The sequence below is a fragment of the Butyricicoccus pullicaecorum DSM 23266 genome (genome assembly GCF_900167005.1).
GTDB classification, from domain to species: Bacteria; Bacillota; Clostridia; order Oscillospirales; family Butyricicoccaceae; genus Butyricicoccus; species Butyricicoccus pullicaecorum.
In genome coordinates, this window is record NZ_FUXW01000007.1 from 50,250 (window position 1) to 66,972 (window position 16,723).

Consider the following 16,723-nt stretch of genomic DNA (forward strand, 5'->3'; position numbering starts at 1 on the left):
AAACGCGGCATAGAGTACCCACGGGGAGGGATGCGCGGATGAGAGCGAGACGAAATTATCGCAGGATGGGGAGAGCTTACCTGCTCGCACTCATTCCGCTTGTCTGCGCGGTGGTATATACGCTTTTTCTGCATGCCATCCGGCCGGTTTTGTTCGATCATGCGGAAAATTATGTCGTGCACGAGGCATCTTTTGCACTCTATGACGTGCTGACGGATACAGTCTATGAAAATCGGGCAGAATATGCCAATCTGGTGCAGTTTGAACGAGACAGCGAACAGAACGTGACCGCACTCAAAACCGACGGGATTCTGGCCAATCATCTCAAAGTGCAGGTATCGCAGGCGGTCTATGAAGCGCTCGACGAACTCGAACACAGCAAGGTACAGATTTCACTCGGTTCGCTGCTCGGACCCGACCTGTTCGGTGGTTTCGGCCCGGATTTTCAGGTCGGTATCTCCAGTCTGGGCTATGTGCAGGCCGATTTCATCAGCGCGTTCACCGATGCGGGCATCAATCAGACACGACATCAGATTATTTTGGAGGTCACAGCCGAAATGCGCATCCTGACTGGTCTGGGCGGTGTGGACACGGAAGTGACCAATCAGCTTGTCGTATCCGATACGGTCATCGTCGGCCATGTCCCCGAACAGTACACCTATATCGACGACACTGAACAGGGTCTGCTGGGAAAAATCAACGATTATACCCCGTAAACGCGAGAAATGAGAAATTCAGTCTTTCTAAATCGGGGAAAGTTTGATATAATACTAAGGTATGCTGGTCGGTCTATGCGCATCGCGCTCCTGGCCAGTAGAAAGGAGCCGCTATGGACGTTCAGCAGGAAATCCTGTCACTGCGCGAGCAGCTCAGGTATCACAATCAAAAATACTACGACCAGGACGCGCCCGAGATTTCGGACTACGATTATGATATGATGCAGCGCAAACTGCGCGCGCTCGAGACCGAATATCCCGAGTTTGACGATCCTGATTCCCCGACCCACCGCGTAGGCGGTGAGGCCGACGAGAAGTTTTCTAAGGTCACGCACGCCTATCCGCTCGAGAGCTTGCAGGATGTGTTCTCGTTCGACGAGCTTTCCGAGTTTTATGACCGGGTTGCCGGTGCCGGACAGCAGGCGGCGTACGTCGTGGAGTATAAGATCGACGGCCTTTCGGTTGCGCTCGAGTATATCGACGGCGTATTTGTGCGCGGCGCGACCCGCGGCGATGGCCAGGTGGGTGAGGACGTTACCGAAAACCTGCGCACCATCAAAGACATTCCCAAGACCCTCAAGGACGCACCCCATCGCTTGATCGTGCGCGGTGAAGTCTATATGAAGCGCTCGGTTTTCGATGCGCTCAATGCCGAGCGCGAGCTCAACGAACAGCCGCTGCTTGCCAATCCGCGCAACGCGGCAGCCGGTTCGCTGCGTCAGCTCGACAGCAAGATCACGGCATCCCGTCAGCTGTCCATCTTCTGTTTCAACATCCAGAACAGCGACGAACTGCCGCTCACCAGCCACACGCAGGCGCTCGATTATCTTAAACAGCTCGGGTTCCCGGTCAGCCCGCGTTATCCGGTCTACACCGACCCGGTTGACGTACAGGCCGAGATCGAGAACATGGGAGAAAGCCGCGGCACGCTGGATTTTGACATCGATGGTGCGGTCGTCAAGGTCGACAGCTTCGCGCAGCGCGAAGCGTTGGGCTCGACTGCCAAGTTCCCGCGCTGGGCGGCGGCGTATAAGTACCCGCCTGAGGTCAAGGAAACTCTGCTCGAGGACATCACCATCACGGTTGGCCGTACCGGTGTGCTGACGCCCAATGCGGTGCTCAAACCGGTGCGTCTGGCAGGTACGACGGTATCCCGCGCAACGCTGCACAACCGCGATTTTATCCGCGGTCTGGACGTGCGCGTGGGCGATACCGTACAGGTGCGTAAAGCGGGTGAGATCATCCCCGAGATTATCGGTGTCGTGATGGACAAGCGTCCGGCAGATACGGTACCCTTTGAGATGCCGCAATTCTGTCCGGTGTGCGGTGCGCCGGTCTATGAGGACCCGGATGAAGCCGCTATCCGCTGCACGGGTGCTGAGTGCCCGGCACAGCTCTTGCGCAATCTGATGCACTTTGCATCGCGCGACGCGATGGATATTGACGGACTGGGCGAGGGCGTACTCAATACGCTGATTGGTGCAGGACTTGTCAAGTCGGCAGCCGACCTGTACGGCCTGACCGTGGAGCAGATTGAGCCGCTTGACCGCATGGGCCGCAAGTCGGCAGAAAATCTGGTTGCCGGTATTGAGGCGAGCAAGACCCGCGATCTTTCGCGTTTGCTGTTTGCCTTCGGCATCCGGCATGTCGGCCAGAAGGCCGGCAAGGTGCTGTCCGATCACTTCGGATCGCTCGACGCACTGCTTGCCGCACCGGTTGAGGAAATGACCGACATTCGAGATATCGGCCAGACCACTGCCGAGAGCATTGCGGCATGGCGGTCGCAGGAACAGTCTCACCATCTGATCGAAGCGCTGCGCGCTTGCGGCGTGAACTTCACGGGTGAAAAGACGGTCAAGAGCGATAAACTGGCAGGACAGACCATCGTGGCGACCGGTTCGCTCACGCGCTTTACGCGCAAGCAGATCAACGACATCATCGAGTCCATGGGCGGCAAGGCGTCCGGCTCGGTCTCCAAAAAGACCAGCCTGGTTGTCGCAGGTGAAAATGCGGGTTCTAAGCTGCAAAAGGCGGCAGAGCTCGGTATTCCGGTTGTGGGCGAGGACGAATTTGCACGCATGATCGGTTTGGACACCGAATAAATCATCGCAATCTAAACAGATTTCACATACAGGAGGACATCAAGTCATGGCAATCACCAGACAGGAAATTGAACACATCGCCGTGCTGGCGCGTCTGGAGATGAGCGGCGAGCGCTTTGACCATCTGGCAGGCGATATGCAGAATATCGTCGGCATGGTCGATAAGCTCCAGCAGCTCGATCTCGGAGACATCACCGACGTCATCAACACCGAGCGCAAGAACGCGCTGCGCGAGGACGTCGTCGAGCAGGATTACACGCCTGAGGAACTCATCGAGCCCAATGCGCCCGACTTCCAGGCAGGCGGCGTAGCCGTACCGAGAGTTGTGGAATAAGAGGTGAAGAGCATGGAATTATTTAAGAAAACAGCGTCCGAGCTGTCCGAACTGCTCGCAAAGAAGGAGATCAGTGCGGTAGAGCTGGCAAAGGACGTTCTGGAAAGAACCAAGGCGGTCGACGATAAGGTCGGCGCTTACATCACGGTTGCTGAGGAGTCGGCACTGGCACAGGCTGCGGCAGTTGACGCAAAGCGTGCTTCTGGTGAGGAACTGTCTGCGCTGGCAGGTATCCCGGTTGCCGTCAAGGATAACATCTGCACCAAGGGCACACTGACCACCTGCGCGTCCAAGATGCTGTACAACTTTAAGCCCCCGTACAATGCAACCGCAGTGGACAAGCTGGCGGCACACGACATGGTTGTCACCGGTAAGGTCAACATGGATGAGTTCGCAATGGGTTCTTCCTGCGAAAACTCGGCTGTCAAGCTGACCCACAACCCGCATGACCTCAGCCGTGTACCGGGCGGCTCGTCCGGCGGTTCTGCGGCAGTTGTCGCAGCAGGCGAAGTACCGCTGGCACTGGGTTCGGATACTGGTGGCTCCATCCGTCAGCCCGCATCCTTCTGCGGCGTTGTCGGCCTCAAGCCCACCTACGGTGCAGTTTCCCGTTACGGTCTGATCGCGTTCGCATCCTCGCTCGACCAGATTGGCCCCTTCGGCCGTTCCATCGAGGACGCAGCAATGCTGCTCGATGCCATCACCGGCTATGACCCGACCCACGACTCGACCTCGGTTAAGACCCCGTTCGAGGGCTCGGTACGTGCAAACCTGAACCCTGACATGAAGGGCAAGAAGATCGGTCTGCCCAAGGAGTACTTTGGCGAAGGTATCTCGGAGGAGGTACGCAAGGCTGTTCTGGCTGCTGCTGATTCGTACAAGGCAATGGGCGCAGAGGTCTTCGAGATCTCGCTGCCGCTGGTCGATTACGCACTGCCCATCTACTACATCCTGTCTTCGGCTGAGGCATCTTCCAACCTGGCACGTTTCGACGGTGTCAAGTATGGCTATCGCACTCCGAACGCAGGCGATGACCTCATCGACCTGTACGTCAAGTCCCGTTCTGAGGGCTTCGGCGAGGAGGTACAGCGCCGCATTATGCTGGGTACCTACGTGCTGTCTTCCGGTTACTACGACGCATACTACAAGAAGGCACGCGCAGCACAGCGCAAGATCAAGGAAGAGTTCGCGTCTGCATTTGAGCAGTGCGACATGATTCTGACCCCGGTTGCACCGACCACCGCTTACGAGATCGGTTCCAAGACCCAGGATCCGCTGGAGATGTACGCGGGCGATATCTGTACGGTCAGCGTCAACATCGCAGGCCTGCCCGGTCTGGTTCAGCCCTGCGGTTTTGACAGCAGCAAGATGCCCATCGGTATGCAGCTGATCGGCCGTCCGTTCGGTGAGCAGGAACTGCTGAACGCTGGTCTGGCATTTGAGCAGGCATCCGGCCTCAAGAACATCATCGCGGCACTGTAAGGAGGAGAGACATCAACATGAAATACGAAGCTGTCATCGGTCTCGAGGTGCACGCGGAACTGTCCACCAAGAGCAAGATTTTCTGCGCATGCTCAACCGAGTTTGGCGCACCCATCAATAGCCACACCTGCCCGGTCTGCACCGGTATGCCGGGCGCACTGCCCGTGCTCAACAAGCAGGTTGTACATTACGCGGCAAAAATGGGTCTGGCGACCGGCTGTACGGTCAACCGCCTGTGCAAGTCCGACCGTAAGAACTATTTCTACCCCGACCTGCCCAAGGCATACCAGATTTCCCAGTTCGACGTTCCGATCTGCGAGAACGGTGAGGTATTCTTCTATGTGGACGGCGAGAAGAAGTCCTGCCGTCTGGAGCGTATCCACTTCGAGGAGGACGCAGGCAAGCTGCTGCACGACGAGATCGACGGCACGGTCGTTGACTTCAACCGCTGCGGCGTACCGCTGATCGAGATGGTTACCAAGCCCGATCTGCATTCCTCTGCCGAGGCCAAGGAATTCCTCGAGATGATCAAGACCACGCTGTCTTACCTCGATATCTGTGACTGTAAGATGGAGGAAGGCTCCATCCGCTGTGATATCAACGTTTCCATCCGTCCCGAGGGTTCGACCGAGCTGGGTACCCGTGTCGAGATGAAGAATGTTAACACCTTCTCGGGCGCGGTTCGCGCAATCGACTACGAGATCGCACGTCAGATCGACGTTGTTGAGCACGGCGGCACCATCCAGCAGGAGACCCGCCGCTGGGATGACGTCAAGCTCAAGAATACCGTCATGCGTACCAAGGAAGATGCGCAGGACTACCGTTATTTCCCCGATCCGGACCTGATCGCTGTCGAGATCGACGACGAGTGGATGCACCAGATCGAGAGCGAGATCCCCGAGCTGCCCATCACCCGTTACGAGCGTTACCTGAACGAGTACGGCATGACCGCAATGGAAGCTCGTCAGCTGATGGATTCCTTTGCTAAGGCGAGCATGCTCGACCAGGCGGCTGCATCGGGTAAGATCAAGCCCAAGGCTGCTGCAAACTGGATTCTGTCCGATATTTCCAAGTACCTCAACGACAAGGGTGTTGAGCTGGGCGATACCAAGCTGACCGCAGACAAGCTGGTTGACCTGATCGTGCTCATCGAGGGCGGCACTATTTCGGGTGCAGCGGGCAAGAAGGTGCTCAAGGCACTGTTCGAGACCGACGAGACCGCAGAGCAGATTGTTGACCGCATGGGCCTCAAGCAGGTATCCGACGAGGGTGCAATCCTCGCGATCGTTCAGGACGTACTGGCGAAGAACGAGAAGGCAATCGCCGACTACAAGGCTGGTAAGAACGTCACCGGCTTCCTGGTTGGTCAGTGCATGAAGGCATCGCGCGGCCAGGGCAACCCGCAGATCATCAACAAGCTGCTCGCACAGGAGCTGGCGAAGCTCTAAGCGAACGAAAGGAGTTTTCTACGATGGCGGATAATCGAAACGACAAGGAACTCGACCTGGGCAAGCTCCCGGTGTTTGAGCTGCGCATTCCGGCGGACATGGAGTTCGTATTTGGCGTAGACTCGGTACACCCGTACGGTGAGCACACCATTCTCGCAGGTCAGGTATTCCGCGGCGAGATCGTGCCGGGCGCAATCGTCTCTTACGGCGAGATCGGCCCCAAGCATGTGCCGGTTGAGTCCTTCGCTTGCTATATCAGCAGCGTACAGGCACCCAACGAGGAGAAGCAGACCATGGAGCCTGTCGAGCGCGTGTCCAAGGACAGCGCGATGGGCGGCCGCTGTGCACTCGTTGTGACCGGTCGTGAGGCCAAGCACTTCAAGGAAGGCGGCATTGTGTTCGCACGCAGAATGGAAAAGTAAATCACAGAAAGCGGCGCATCTGCGCCGCTTTTTTGTATTTTGCGGGAGGAAAACGACATGAAACAGATTTTGTGTTTTGGAGATTCCAATACTTGGGGTTACGACCCGACGAACGGGGGACGATACCCGTATGACGTGCGCTGGACCGGACGATTGCAGCAAATGCTGCCCGACTGCCGCATTCTGGAGTGCGGCCATAAGGGACGCACAACCGTGTTTCACGACGATCTGGAACCCGGACGGGTGGGGTATGACATTCTGCCCATCGAGCTGAACATGCACGAACCGCTGGACTTGCTCGTCATCATGCTGGGTACCAATGACTGCAAGCGTCGTCTGGGCGCCGGAGCGGATGAGATTGCCAAGGGACTGGAAATGCTCATTCGCCTGACGCAGTCGCCGCTCATCTGGGGCGGAAAGTCGGTGCCCCAAATTTTAGCGGTGGCATCCATCCCGATGGATGCCGCACACATTCCGGGCAGCGATATGGAGAGCATGTTTGATGCGGCCTCAGCTGACCGCTCGGCGCGTTTGGCGCAGTCCTATCGTGCGGTCTGTGAGCGTTACGGCGTGGCGTTCTGGGACGCGTCCGAGGCCGTGCCGCATGTAACATCGATCGACGGTGTGCACCTGTCTCCGGCAGACCATGCGGCATTTGCACAGGCCATCGCGCCGCAGATCGAAGCGCTGCTGTAAAAATTTTTTCTTTGCAAAATCAAAACACATCTTCCAACACTCTAATAGGCAAAGAGACAAAATACAGAGAGGGGGATGCTTATGGAGCGGGAGGAATTTGCCGCACGGGTACAGGATATTCGGGAACAGCTGTACCGCACGGCCTACGGTTATCTGGGCAATGCGCATGACAGTTTGGAAGCTGTTGACGAGGCGGTCTATCAGGGCTTTCGGGCACGCAAGAAGATCCGGCAGCCCGAATTCTTCACGACCTGGATGACGCGCATCTTGATTCATGTATGCTATCGGGAGCTTAAGCGCCGTACCAGACAGCAGGAAGTGCCGATGGAAGAACAGGGCGCAGAAGATTACGACGGTCTGCCGCTCCGTGAAGCCATCGAGCGCCTGCCGGAAGAACTGCGCCAGGTAATCGTGCTGCGGTACTTTACCGGACTGACCCAGACCGAGACCGCACAGGCATTGGAAATTCCGCAGGGGACGGTCGTGACGCGCCAGCGCCGCGCACTGGCTCTGCTCCGTGTTGAACTGGAGGAGGATGTGTGATGAAGCGAAACGAAGCATGGGAAGACCTGCTGACGCAGGCGGAGCAGATCCCGGAAGAACTGGAAACCCGTCTGAATCAAACCATCGCACGGGCAGAACGACGGGAAAAACGACGCAGATGGCTCAAACCCTTAATCGGCGTAACTGGAACGGCGGCAGCATTTGTACTGTTGGTCAACAGTTCGGTTACGTTTGCATTGGCGGCCAGCCGGGTGCCGATCGTGCGCGAGCTGGTCGAGGCGGTTGCGTTTGACCCCAGCCTCAAGGCAGCGGTTGCACATGATTATGTGCAACTGGTGGGCGATACTTACACGCAGGACGGTGTGACCGTCACGATCGAGTACCTGATCGCCGATCCGATGAATGTTTCGGTCTTTTACAGCCTGTCTGATGAACAGGGAAGAGAGCTGGAATTGGTTCCAGATTTGTTCGATGCAGACGGGAATTCCTTACCGGTCAGTGTAAGCTTTGGTGAGGAAAGAATCGAGCGAAATGAGAGCGAAAAGGGACTTTTTGACACAATACGGGGGTATTTGGGTCTTGACAAAGTGCAGAAAACCCTGTATACTTGGAGACTCCACGCCTCGAAAGAAGGCGTGATCCAAACACAAATGCAGCTCAAAGTAGAAGTACGTAATCTGGAGCACTGGAAGGACGCCGAATGGAATGCGTTCGATGAACCGGATGCTCAAGAATCCCGTGCACCGGAAGCAATGTTTACGCTGGACATTCCCTTAACGATTGAACCGCAGTTCCTCAAAAGCGGACGGGTATTCCCGGTGAATCAGACGGTGGACGTCCTTGGACAGAAGCTGACCATTGACGAGATTGCGATCTATCCGTCCAACACGCGCATTATCTGGCATACCGATCCGGAAAATGATGCGTGGCTGACCTATCTGCCGTTCTATCTGACCGACGAGCACGGAAACAGGGTGGATGGTATCCAAAACGGTATCAGTGGAACCGGAAAAGACAGGGGATATGGCGGCGGCACGGTCTGGCTGGACAGCGCGTGGTATGACACCGCGGAGCATCTGACGTTGCATCTTGACGATGCAGCCATCGTGCCCAAGGATCAGGACACGGTTCTGCTTCAGGCGGACGGACAGCTGGTTGGTCTGCCGGATTATATCGAACAATTGGAACCTGACCCTTACGGCGATGAAGCCGCGTTCACCTTCCGCATTCGGACACAGAAGGGAACTTATCACACCAATACGTCCTCCTTTAATGGATACGTAGACGCGGACGGACAGACCGATTCGTTTGACAGCATCTCGACGTATGTCATGAGCGAAGCGGAGAATACGTTCACCAACAGCTATCCCATGCCGCAGGGTGTGCGCTATCCGCTGACCTTGTTCGTCGATTTTGCACCCGGTCAGAAGCTGGAACACCCGATCGAAGTCCATACGTAACCGAAAAACAACGCAGCCTTTGTCTGACAATCGGCGGTGTGCCTAAAAGCGCACCGCTTTTTTGTGGTTCGCCTGTGGAAAACTTATGAACGATTTGCGAATTTTCCACTGGAACTGTTTACTTTCTTAAAGTATTGTGTTAGGATAAATTTGAAGTAAAGCTATGGAGGCTACGCGATGAACAGCAAACTGAAGGACGCTCACATGGATGAGCTGTTTGAGGGCGTGCTTTCCCTCACCTCGGTGGAAGAATGCTATAATTTTTTCGAGGATCTGTGCACGATCACCGAACTGCGTGCAATGGCGCAGCGTTTCCAGGTCGCAAAGATGCTGGATGAAGGCCAGATCTACAGCGATATCGTCAAGGAGACCGGCGCGAGCACGGCGACTATCAGCCGTGTCAACAAGTGCCTGATCTACGGTACCGACGGCTACCGCATGGTGCTTGACCGCGCAAAGGGCAAGGCATAACCAATGGACAGTTATCGTTTTTTGTCCGCCTACTATGACCGGTTTACCGATGATGTCGGGTACAGTCGGTGGGCGGACTATTTTGAGTCCGTTTTTCAGCGGTGCGGGTTCCGTCCCGAACTGGTGCTGGACTTGGCATGCGGTACGGGTACGCTGACCGGCGAGATGGCGCGGCGCGGCTATGAGATGATCGGCGTGGACGCATCGCCTGAAATGCTCATGCAGGCCATGAACAATACACTGGACTGCGACATCAGACCGGTATTTTTGCACCAGAGAATGGAAGAACTCGACCTGTATGGCACGATACAGGCCGTTTTGTGCTGCCTGGACAGCGTAAACTATGTGACAGATCCGTCCGTCCTGCGTGAAGCGTTTCGACGCGTGTCGCTGTTTTTGGAGCCGGACGGCGTTTTTGTGTTTGATGTGAATACCAAGCGCAAGTTTGACCGCATGAACGGACAGTGCTATGTGCGCGACGATGAGGACGTATACTGTGCTTGGCAGGTAGACTTTGACGGTGCACTGTGCACCTATGATTTTGATATCTTCGAGCGCATCGGTGAGAAAAACCGGTGGGAGCGCATGGAAGAGAGCCATCTGGAGCGATACTATGCACCGGAGGAGCTGTGCGCGCTGCTGGAAGAGAGTGGTTTTGACCGGATTGAACTGCATCCCGAATTGTCGTTTGGAGAGTTAGACGGCAGTGAGGATCGTATTTTTATCATTGCAAGAAAGAGGAAAGCATAACATTATGGATCGAAGAATTCGTGCGATCACCGCAGACGCAGCCATTCAGATCACGGCCGTCGAGACGACGGGCATGGTTGAGCGGGCGCGTAATATTCATAAGACCCTGCCGCTTGCGACGGCAGCGCTGGGTCGAACCCTGACCATTACCTCGATTATGGGCAGTCAGCTCAAGGTAGACGACGGCTCGGTCACCGTGCAGGTGCGCGGCGACGGCCCGCTGGGCACGATTGTGTGCGTGTCGGACAGCGAGGGCTATGCACGCGGCTATCTGCAGAACCCGGCAGTCGATCTGCCGCTGCGTGCAGATGGCAAGCTGAACGTCGGCGCAGGCGTGGGCTATGGTCAGCTCATGGTCATTAAGGATATTGGACTGAAAGAGCCGGTCAGCGGCATGGTCAATCTGGTCAACGGCGAGATCGCTGAGGACGTGACCCGCTATTTCGCCGAGAGCGAGCAGATTCCGTCCGCGTGTGCGCTGGGCGTGCTGGTCAATACTGACCAGAGCGTGCGGCAGGCAGGCGGCTATCTGGTACAGCTCATGCCCGGTGCGCGTGATACCGACATCGACCAGCTGGAGCGCAATATTCAGAAGGCTGGCGCGATGACTACCATGCTCGATCATGGCATGACGCTCGAGGAGATTGTGGGCGCTGTTCTCGAGGGCTTTACCGTGCAGTTCCTCGATGAGGCCGAGATCGGCTACCGCTGCAATTGCAGTGAGTCCAAGGTCACCCGTGCGCTCATCAGCTTGGGTCAGCAGGAACTCTGCGATATGGCAGACGAGGAGAAGCCTGCCGAGATTACCTGCCAATTCTGCGATAAAGTGTACTCTTTTTCGCCCGAAGAGCTGCGTAAACTCGCAGTAAATGCCAAGAAAAAATAAATTTAAAAAATTTAGAAAAATGTGTTGACATCAGCGGTGGTTTTAGATATAATAATAACCGTCGCTGATGACACCACGGAAGTTTAGCTCAGCTGGGAGAGCATCTGCCTTACAAGCAGAGGGTCACAGGTTCGAGCCCTGTAACTTCCACCACTTGGCCCGGTAGCTCAGTTGGTTAGAGCGCTAGCCTGTCACGCTAGAGGTCGTGGGTTCGAGCCCCATCCGGGTCGCCACTTTCTCTTCTCCCAGAGAAAGCGGCCAACAGTAACTGAAGATGCCTCTGTAGCTCAGTCGGTAGAGCAGGGGACTGAAAATCCCCGTGTCGGTGGTTCGATTCCGCCCGGAGGCACCACTTACTTTCTTTTGAAAAAGAAAGTAAGTGAAAAAACTTAATATGCGGATGTAGCTCATCTGGTAGAGCGCCACCTTGCCAAGGTGGAGGTAGCGAGTTCGAGCCTCGTCATCCGCTCCATCTGGTACCATAGCCAAGCGGTAAGGCGTGGGACTGCAACTCCCTGATCCCCAGTTCGATTCTGGGTGGTACCTCCAGTAAAAGACCTCATGGATTCCATGAGGTCTTTTCTGTTTTGCGCAAAGAAAGCATTTACTCTAACTGCATCATAAATTACCACATACTATCTTAAAATTCGACCATTCCTGTGGTATACTATATAGCATAGACACAGCGTACGCCGTGTCGGCTTTACCGATAGGGGGAGTTTGCGTGATCAAAAGAATATTCGCCGCACTGCTGTGCGCAATGGCTGCGGCGTGTCTGTCGGGCTGCGCGGAGCAAACACCGCCGCCTGAAGAACATACAGGAACGCGCATTGCGCTTTCTATGGCGTCGAGAGATCAGTTTCTGGTCACCGTCGAGACTTCGGTGCTCGAACATGCAGCAAAAAATCAGGTTGACTGCACGGTATGGGATGCGGGAAACGATTATGTAGTGCAGATGCAGCACGTCAAGGATGCCAGAGAACAGGGTTATGACGCGCTGATCGTCAACGAGGTATCACCCAGCCTGACCCGTGGTATTCTGCGTGAAGCAGAGGACATGCCGGTCGTGTTCGTCAACCGTGAACCGGAGATGAGTGCGCTGACCGTGGGAAAGAACGCTTATGTCGGCTCGGACGACAGTGAACCCGGACGATTTCAGGCAGCATGGCTCAATGACTATGCCGAAGAGAAGGGACTCGAGCACCTGAACATCGTCTATCTGACCGGTATCGAGGGTCAGGCGTCCACCATTGCCCGCCGGGAGAGCTTGATGGATCACCTCAAGGTCGACCATGACTTTGTGTATGACTCCACGGCACAGTTTGACCGTGCCAAAGCGCAGGTACAGGTCGGCATGCTCATTGAGGCCGGAAGATCGTTTGACGCGATTGTCGCACAGAACGACGAAATGGCGATTGGTGCTGCCATGGCAATGCAGGCAGCGGGCAAAGAGCTGTGTCCGATTCTGGGCATTGACGGTACGATTGCGGGCTGTCAGGGCATCCGAGACGGTATGCTGTCCTTCACCGTGCGTCAGCCGGGTGATGAACAGGGCAGAGCGGCGGTCGATGCCGCACTGGCGCTCATCGCCGGAGAGAGCCTAGACACGGTGTCTGGTGTGACGCTGGGCGAGGATGAGCTGTCTCTGATGATTCCATACGAACCGGTCGATGCTGAAAACGTCGAGGAATATATTTCGTAACACCAATCTTGCCGGATTGTGGATACACAGTCCGGCTTTTTATGCGTCATATATAAATCCGAGCGAGGTTGTTTATATTTTCGATGAGATTGACGTGGGTATCTGGACAACGACCCCGGACGCATTATAATGGAGAACGAAATAACAGATAAAAGGGGATTTTGATTCATGGCAGCATCTGGTGTCAGCACGGTGCAGGAACGGGGAACGGCACTTCCGATCCTGATTACCCGTGTTGCAATTTGTATTTTTGCCGTCTCACAGACCATGCTTTCGCCGCTGATTACACAGATCGGCGCAGCGTTCGGTCTGGGACTGGGCGGGTCGGGCTTTCTATTTACCGCCTACTATATTTCCAATATTTTCTTCTGTCTGGTGACCGGACGCATCATCGCGATGATCGGAAAGCGCACGGCGATGAAAGCCGGACTGATTTTCTATGCGCTCGTGACCTTTGCGTTTGCCCATACCCACAGCTTTGCCATCGCTTGCGTGTTCATTTCGTGCATGGGCGCGCTTGCAACCTTCATTGAGGCGGTCGGCATGGATTTGGTCGACGATATGTCACCGGTGGATGCCGCCTCTAACCTGACCATGACCCACGGTATTGCGGGCATTGGCATGGTCGGCGGCGTGGTGTACAGTGGACTGATGCTGAACGCGGGTTATGACTGGCGTACCATTTACACCATGATGTCTGTGGCAGTTGGTGCGGTTGCGGTTGTATTCTGTGTCGTCCGCTTTCCCAAGATGCACCAGTCGGCAGCGGGCGGTCTGGCCGAACTCAAACACTGGTTTACCCGTCGCGAGCTGTACCCGACCTATTTGGCGCTGTTCCTGTATGTCGGTGCAGAGGGTGCGGTGACCGGCTGGATGGCGACCTTTATGACCGCAACGCTGGGCTATTCCTCCTTGCTGGCCTCGCTGGGCACAGCGGCGATCTGGACGGTAGTCACCGTTGGACGTATCGTCTGTGCCGGACTGGTAGGAACCCGATACACCGTGCGTGCGCTGGTGTCTTTCCTGTGTACGATTTGCGTGATCGGTATTTTGCTGACCGCAGGTGTGACCATGCCGATTCTGTTCTGGGTGGCACTGCTGCTGGTCGGTGCGGGACTGTCCGCGCTCTGGCCGCTGATCGCCTCGACGGCGCTTGATGCGGGCAACAACGGCGGTACGGTCATGTCGCTCATTCTGTTTTTCGGCTACTTCGGTGCGGCTGTGATTCCGTACCTCATCGGACTGATCGGTGACGCAGCAGGACTGCGCATGGCGCTTATTGCGTCGGCCATTGTCTTTGCAGCGCTCGGTCTGGTTGTCCGCTTTGTGATGCCGCGCAGCGTGTCCGAAAAACGCACACAGGGATAAATTTGCAACCACTGGTTGCCAAATGCATCCGACGGTTGGTTGAAAACCGGCAGGAGATCGGGTATCATGGAGAAAACCAAACCGAACAGAGAGGATGACCGATATGAATTTTGCCGAACGACTGAGCGATGCAAGAAAAAACGCCCATCTGACCCAAGACCAGCTGGCCGAACGTCTGGATGTGTCTCGGCAGACCGTATCCAAATGGGAAGCCGGACAGGCGCAGCCCGAGGCTGGACGGATTGCAGCGCTGGCCGATGCGCTCGGCGTGACCTGTGACGCGCTGCTGCGCGATGAGACGCCGCAGACCGTGCAGGTGCAGATGACCGGAAACAACAGCTTCACCATCGACTGGGCGAGTCTGTATCCCATCCTGACGCGCTATCAGTCCGAGATGGACTGCGACCGTTACGCCAAGGTGTTTCGTCAGATGATTCAGGAAACGGCGGATACGTATGGGTACAGCTTGGAAGATGCCATGTTGGCGCTCAAGGATTTGTTCGCTCAGACCTACATGGATATGATCAAAAAGTAAGCAAGAGAGTACAAACGCCCTGTATCGTGATGATACAGGGCAAATTTTATGCGCAAAAAGCCGGTTTCAAGCGGGGACTGCCTTGCAATGCGCTATGCGTATATGATACAATATACATTACCAGACTATGCCTGTGCCGGCAGTTGCGGCAGGCACATTTTGAAATTCGGAGATGGAGCGATACCATGGATTATAATTTGCTCGCGGAAAAGCTGTTTCCGCACATCACTAAGACCCCGGAGGATATTCTGGCGCAGTACCCGGCACGTCAGTTGCCGGAGGGTGCGAAGGTAACTCGTATGGGCCCGAGCCCGACCGGTTTTATGCATCTGGGCAACCTGTACGGCGCACTGGTTGATGAGCGTCTGGCACATCAGTCGGGCGGTGTGTTCTACCTGCGCATTGAGGATACCGATAAGAAGCGTGAGGTCGAGGGCGGCGTACAGACCATCATCGGCGCATTTACCTCGTTCGGTCTGCCCTTTGACGAGGGCGCAACGATGGGAGAAGATCGCGGTGCATACGGCCCGTACCGTCAGTCGCAGCGCGCTGAGATTTACCAGACTTTCGTCAAGTCGCTCGTACAGCGCGGCATGGCATATCCGTGCTTTGCAACCGAGGAAGAGCTGGCTGCCATGCGCGAGAAGCAGGAAGCTGCAAAGGAGAACTTTGGCTACTACGGCAAGTATGCGGTATGGCGTGACCGTCCGATGGAGGACATCGAGGCAGAGCTGGCCAAGGGTACGCCGTATGTTGTCCGTTTCCGCTCGGAGGGCAGCATTGAGCATAAGGTGCGTCACGAAGACCTGGTCAAGGGCAAGATGGAAGTCACCGAGAACGACCAGGATGTCGTCATCCTCAAGTCGGACGGTATTCCGACCTACCACTTTGCACACGTTGTGGACGATCATCTGATGGGCACCACCGTCGTTGTACGCGGCGAAGAGTGGCTGGCAACTCTGCCGGTACACCTCCAGCTGTTCCGTGCCATGGGCTGGAAGGCTCCCAAGTACGCACACACTGCACAGCTGATGAAGATCGACGAGGAGACCGGCTCCAAGCGCAAGCTGTCCAAGCGCAAAGACCCCGAGCTGGCACTGACCTTCTACAACCAGCAGGGTTACCCGGCACCGAGCGTGCTCGAATATCTGATGACCCTGCTCAATTCCAACTTTGAGGAGTGGCGCAGAGCAAACCCGGACAAGCCGATGAACGATTTCCCGTTCTCGACCAAGAAGATGAGCGGTTCGGGCGCACTGTTCGATATCGACAAGCTCAAGGACGTATCCAAGAACGTTATTTCTCGCATGTCGGCTGAGGACGTTTACGACGCAGTCGCAGCATGGAGCGAAAAGAACGATCCCGAGTTCCACGCACTCTTTACCCGTGAGCCGGACAAGACCCGCGCATTCCTGGCCATCGGCCGCGGCGGCAAGAAGCCTCGTAAGGATCTGGCACTGTGGTCGGACGTCAAGCCCTATATGGATTTCCTGTTCGACGAGCTGTTTGCACCCGATTACACCATGCCCGAGCACGTATCCAAGGACGATGCCAAGGCAATTCTGAACGAGTTCAAGGGTCAGTTCGACGAGAACGATACCCCGGACGATTTCTTTGCCAAGATGAAGGCCATCGCAGAGCAGCACGGCTTTGCTGCCGAGACCAAGGCATACAAGCAGAATCCCGAGCAGTACAAGGGTCATGTCGGTGATGTATCGATGGTTGTCCGCATCGCGGTTGCAGGCCGTCAGAACGCACCGGACATGCAGAGCGTCATGCACATCATGGGTGCAGAGCAGGTTAAGGCACGACTGGACAAGTGCATCGCCGCACTTGGTTAATCCGCT

Annotated in this window: 16 protein-coding genes and 5 tRNA genes; all 21 read left to right on the plus strand. The window is 55.9% G+C overall.

The annotated features are described in order from the left end of the window. Nucleotides 1-38 precede the first annotated feature (38 nt). The gene (yunB, locus tag B5D52_RS11360; protein WP_016146278.1) at nucleotides 39-716 is read left to right on the plus strand and encodes a sporulation protein YunB; all 678 of its coding nucleotides are present in this window, start codon (nucleotides 39-41) and stop codon (nucleotides 714-716) included. A 113-nt stretch (nucleotides 717-829) separates the two neighbouring features. Continuing rightward, the gene (gene ligA / locus B5D52_RS11365) at nucleotides 830-2,818 is read left to right on the plus strand and encodes an NAD-dependent DNA ligase LigA (RefSeq protein ID WP_016146279.1); all 1,989 of its coding nucleotides are present in this window, start codon (nucleotides 830-832) and stop codon (nucleotides 2,816-2,818) included. A 46-nt stretch (nucleotides 2,819-2,864) separates the two neighbouring features. Beyond that, nucleotides 2,865-3,152, plus strand: a complete 288-nt coding sequence (gene gatC, locus B5D52_RS11370; protein ID WP_016146280.1) for an Asp-tRNA(Asn)/Glu-tRNA(Gln) amidotransferase subunit GatC — start codon at nucleotides 2,865-2,867, stop codon at nucleotides 3,150-3,152. A 12-nt stretch (nucleotides 3,153-3,164) separates the two neighbouring features. Then, nucleotides 3,165-4,634, plus strand: a complete 1,470-nt coding sequence (gene gatA / locus B5D52_RS11375) for an Asp-tRNA(Asn)/Glu-tRNA(Gln) amidotransferase subunit GatA (protein WP_016146281.1) — start codon at nucleotides 3,165-3,167, stop codon at nucleotides 4,632-4,634. A 17-nt stretch (nucleotides 4,635-4,651) separates the two neighbouring features. After that, nucleotides 4,652-6,082, plus strand: a complete 1,431-nt coding sequence (gatB, locus tag B5D52_RS11380; RefSeq protein WP_016146282.1) for an Asp-tRNA(Asn)/Glu-tRNA(Gln) amidotransferase subunit GatB — start codon at nucleotides 4,652-4,654, stop codon at nucleotides 6,080-6,082. Nucleotides 6,083-6,105: 23 nt separating this feature from the next. Beyond that, nucleotides 6,106-6,504 (plus strand): hypothetical protein, encoded by a 399-nt coding sequence (locus tag B5D52_RS11385; RefSeq protein ID WP_016146283.1) that lies wholly within the window; start codon nucleotides 6,106-6,108, stop codon nucleotides 6,502-6,504. 57 nt (nucleotides 6,505-6,561) lie between these two features. Continuing rightward, on the plus strand, nucleotides 6,562-7,200 hold the full coding sequence (locus B5D52_RS11390; RefSeq protein WP_016146284.1) for a GDSL-type esterase/lipase family protein: 639 nt from the start codon (nucleotides 6,562-6,564) through the stop codon (nucleotides 7,198-7,200). A gap of 81 nt (nucleotides 7,201-7,281) precedes the next feature. Then, the gene (locus B5D52_RS11395) at nucleotides 7,282-7,743 is read left to right on the plus strand and encodes a sigma-70 family RNA polymerase sigma factor (RefSeq protein WP_016146285.1); all 462 of its coding nucleotides are present in this window, start codon (nucleotides 7,282-7,284) and stop codon (nucleotides 7,741-7,743) included. Then, nucleotides 7,743-9,164 (plus strand): DUF4179 domain-containing protein, encoded by a 1,422-nt coding sequence (locus B5D52_RS11400; RefSeq protein ID WP_016146286.1) that lies wholly within the window; start codon nucleotides 7,743-7,745, stop codon nucleotides 9,162-9,164. Before B5D52_RS11395 ends, B5D52_RS11400 begins: the two co-directional genes overlap by 1 nt. Before the next feature lie 177 nt (nucleotides 9,165-9,341). Continuing rightward, nucleotides 9,342-9,635 (plus strand): YerC/YecD family TrpR-related protein, encoded by a 294-nt coding sequence (locus B5D52_RS11405; RefSeq protein ID WP_016146287.1) that lies wholly within the window; start codon nucleotides 9,342-9,344, stop codon nucleotides 9,633-9,635. 3 nt (nucleotides 9,636-9,638) lie between these two features. Continuing rightward, nucleotides 9,639-10,385: a class I SAM-dependent DNA methyltransferase gene (locus tag B5D52_RS11410; protein WP_016146288.1), complete on the plus strand. Its 747-nt coding sequence runs from the start codon at nucleotides 9,639-9,641 to the stop codon at nucleotides 10,383-10,385. A gap of 4 nt (nucleotides 10,386-10,389) precedes the next feature. Continuing rightward, a complete protein-coding gene (gene hslO, locus B5D52_RS11415; RefSeq protein ID WP_016146289.1) occupies nucleotides 10,390-11,271 on the plus strand; it encodes an Hsp33 family molecular chaperone HslO in 882 nt (293 codons plus the stop codon). A 77-nt stretch (nucleotides 11,272-11,348) separates the two neighbouring features. Next, nucleotides 11,349-11,424, plus strand: a tRNA-Val gene (locus B5D52_RS11420). 3 nt (nucleotides 11,425-11,427) lie between these two features. Beyond that, nucleotides 11,428-11,504 (plus strand) — tRNA-Asp (locus tag B5D52_RS11425). A gap of 43 nt (nucleotides 11,505-11,547) precedes the next feature. Then, nucleotides 11,548-11,623, plus strand: a tRNA-Phe gene (locus tag B5D52_RS11430). A 44-nt stretch (nucleotides 11,624-11,667) separates the two neighbouring features. Continuing rightward, nucleotides 11,668-11,743: transfer RNA gene (locus B5D52_RS11435), tRNA-Gly, on the plus strand. A gap of 3 nt (nucleotides 11,744-11,746) precedes the next feature. Then, nucleotides 11,747-11,820, plus strand: a tRNA-Cys gene (locus B5D52_RS11440). Nucleotides 11,821-11,995: 175 nt separating this feature from the next. Next, nucleotides 11,996-12,973 (plus strand): sugar ABC transporter substrate-binding protein, encoded by a 978-nt coding sequence (locus B5D52_RS11445; RefSeq protein WP_016146290.1) that lies wholly within the window; start codon nucleotides 11,996-11,998, stop codon nucleotides 12,971-12,973. A gap of 168 nt (nucleotides 12,974-13,141) precedes the next feature. Next, nucleotides 13,142-14,341 (plus strand): MFS transporter, encoded by a 1,200-nt coding sequence (locus B5D52_RS11450; protein WP_016146291.1) that lies wholly within the window; start codon nucleotides 13,142-13,144, stop codon nucleotides 14,339-14,341. Between the two features lie 103 nt (nucleotides 14,342-14,444). After that, a complete protein-coding gene (locus B5D52_RS11455) occupies nucleotides 14,445-14,876 on the plus strand; it encodes a helix-turn-helix domain-containing protein (protein WP_016146292.1) in 432 nt (143 codons plus the stop codon). A gap of 185 nt (nucleotides 14,877-15,061) precedes the next feature. After that, complete coding sequence (gltX, locus tag B5D52_RS11460) at nucleotides 15,062-16,717, plus strand: glutamate--tRNA ligase (protein ID WP_016146293.1); 1,656 nt, start codon at nucleotides 15,062-15,064, stop codon at nucleotides 16,715-16,717. Nucleotides 16,718-16,723: the final 6 nt, after the last annotated feature.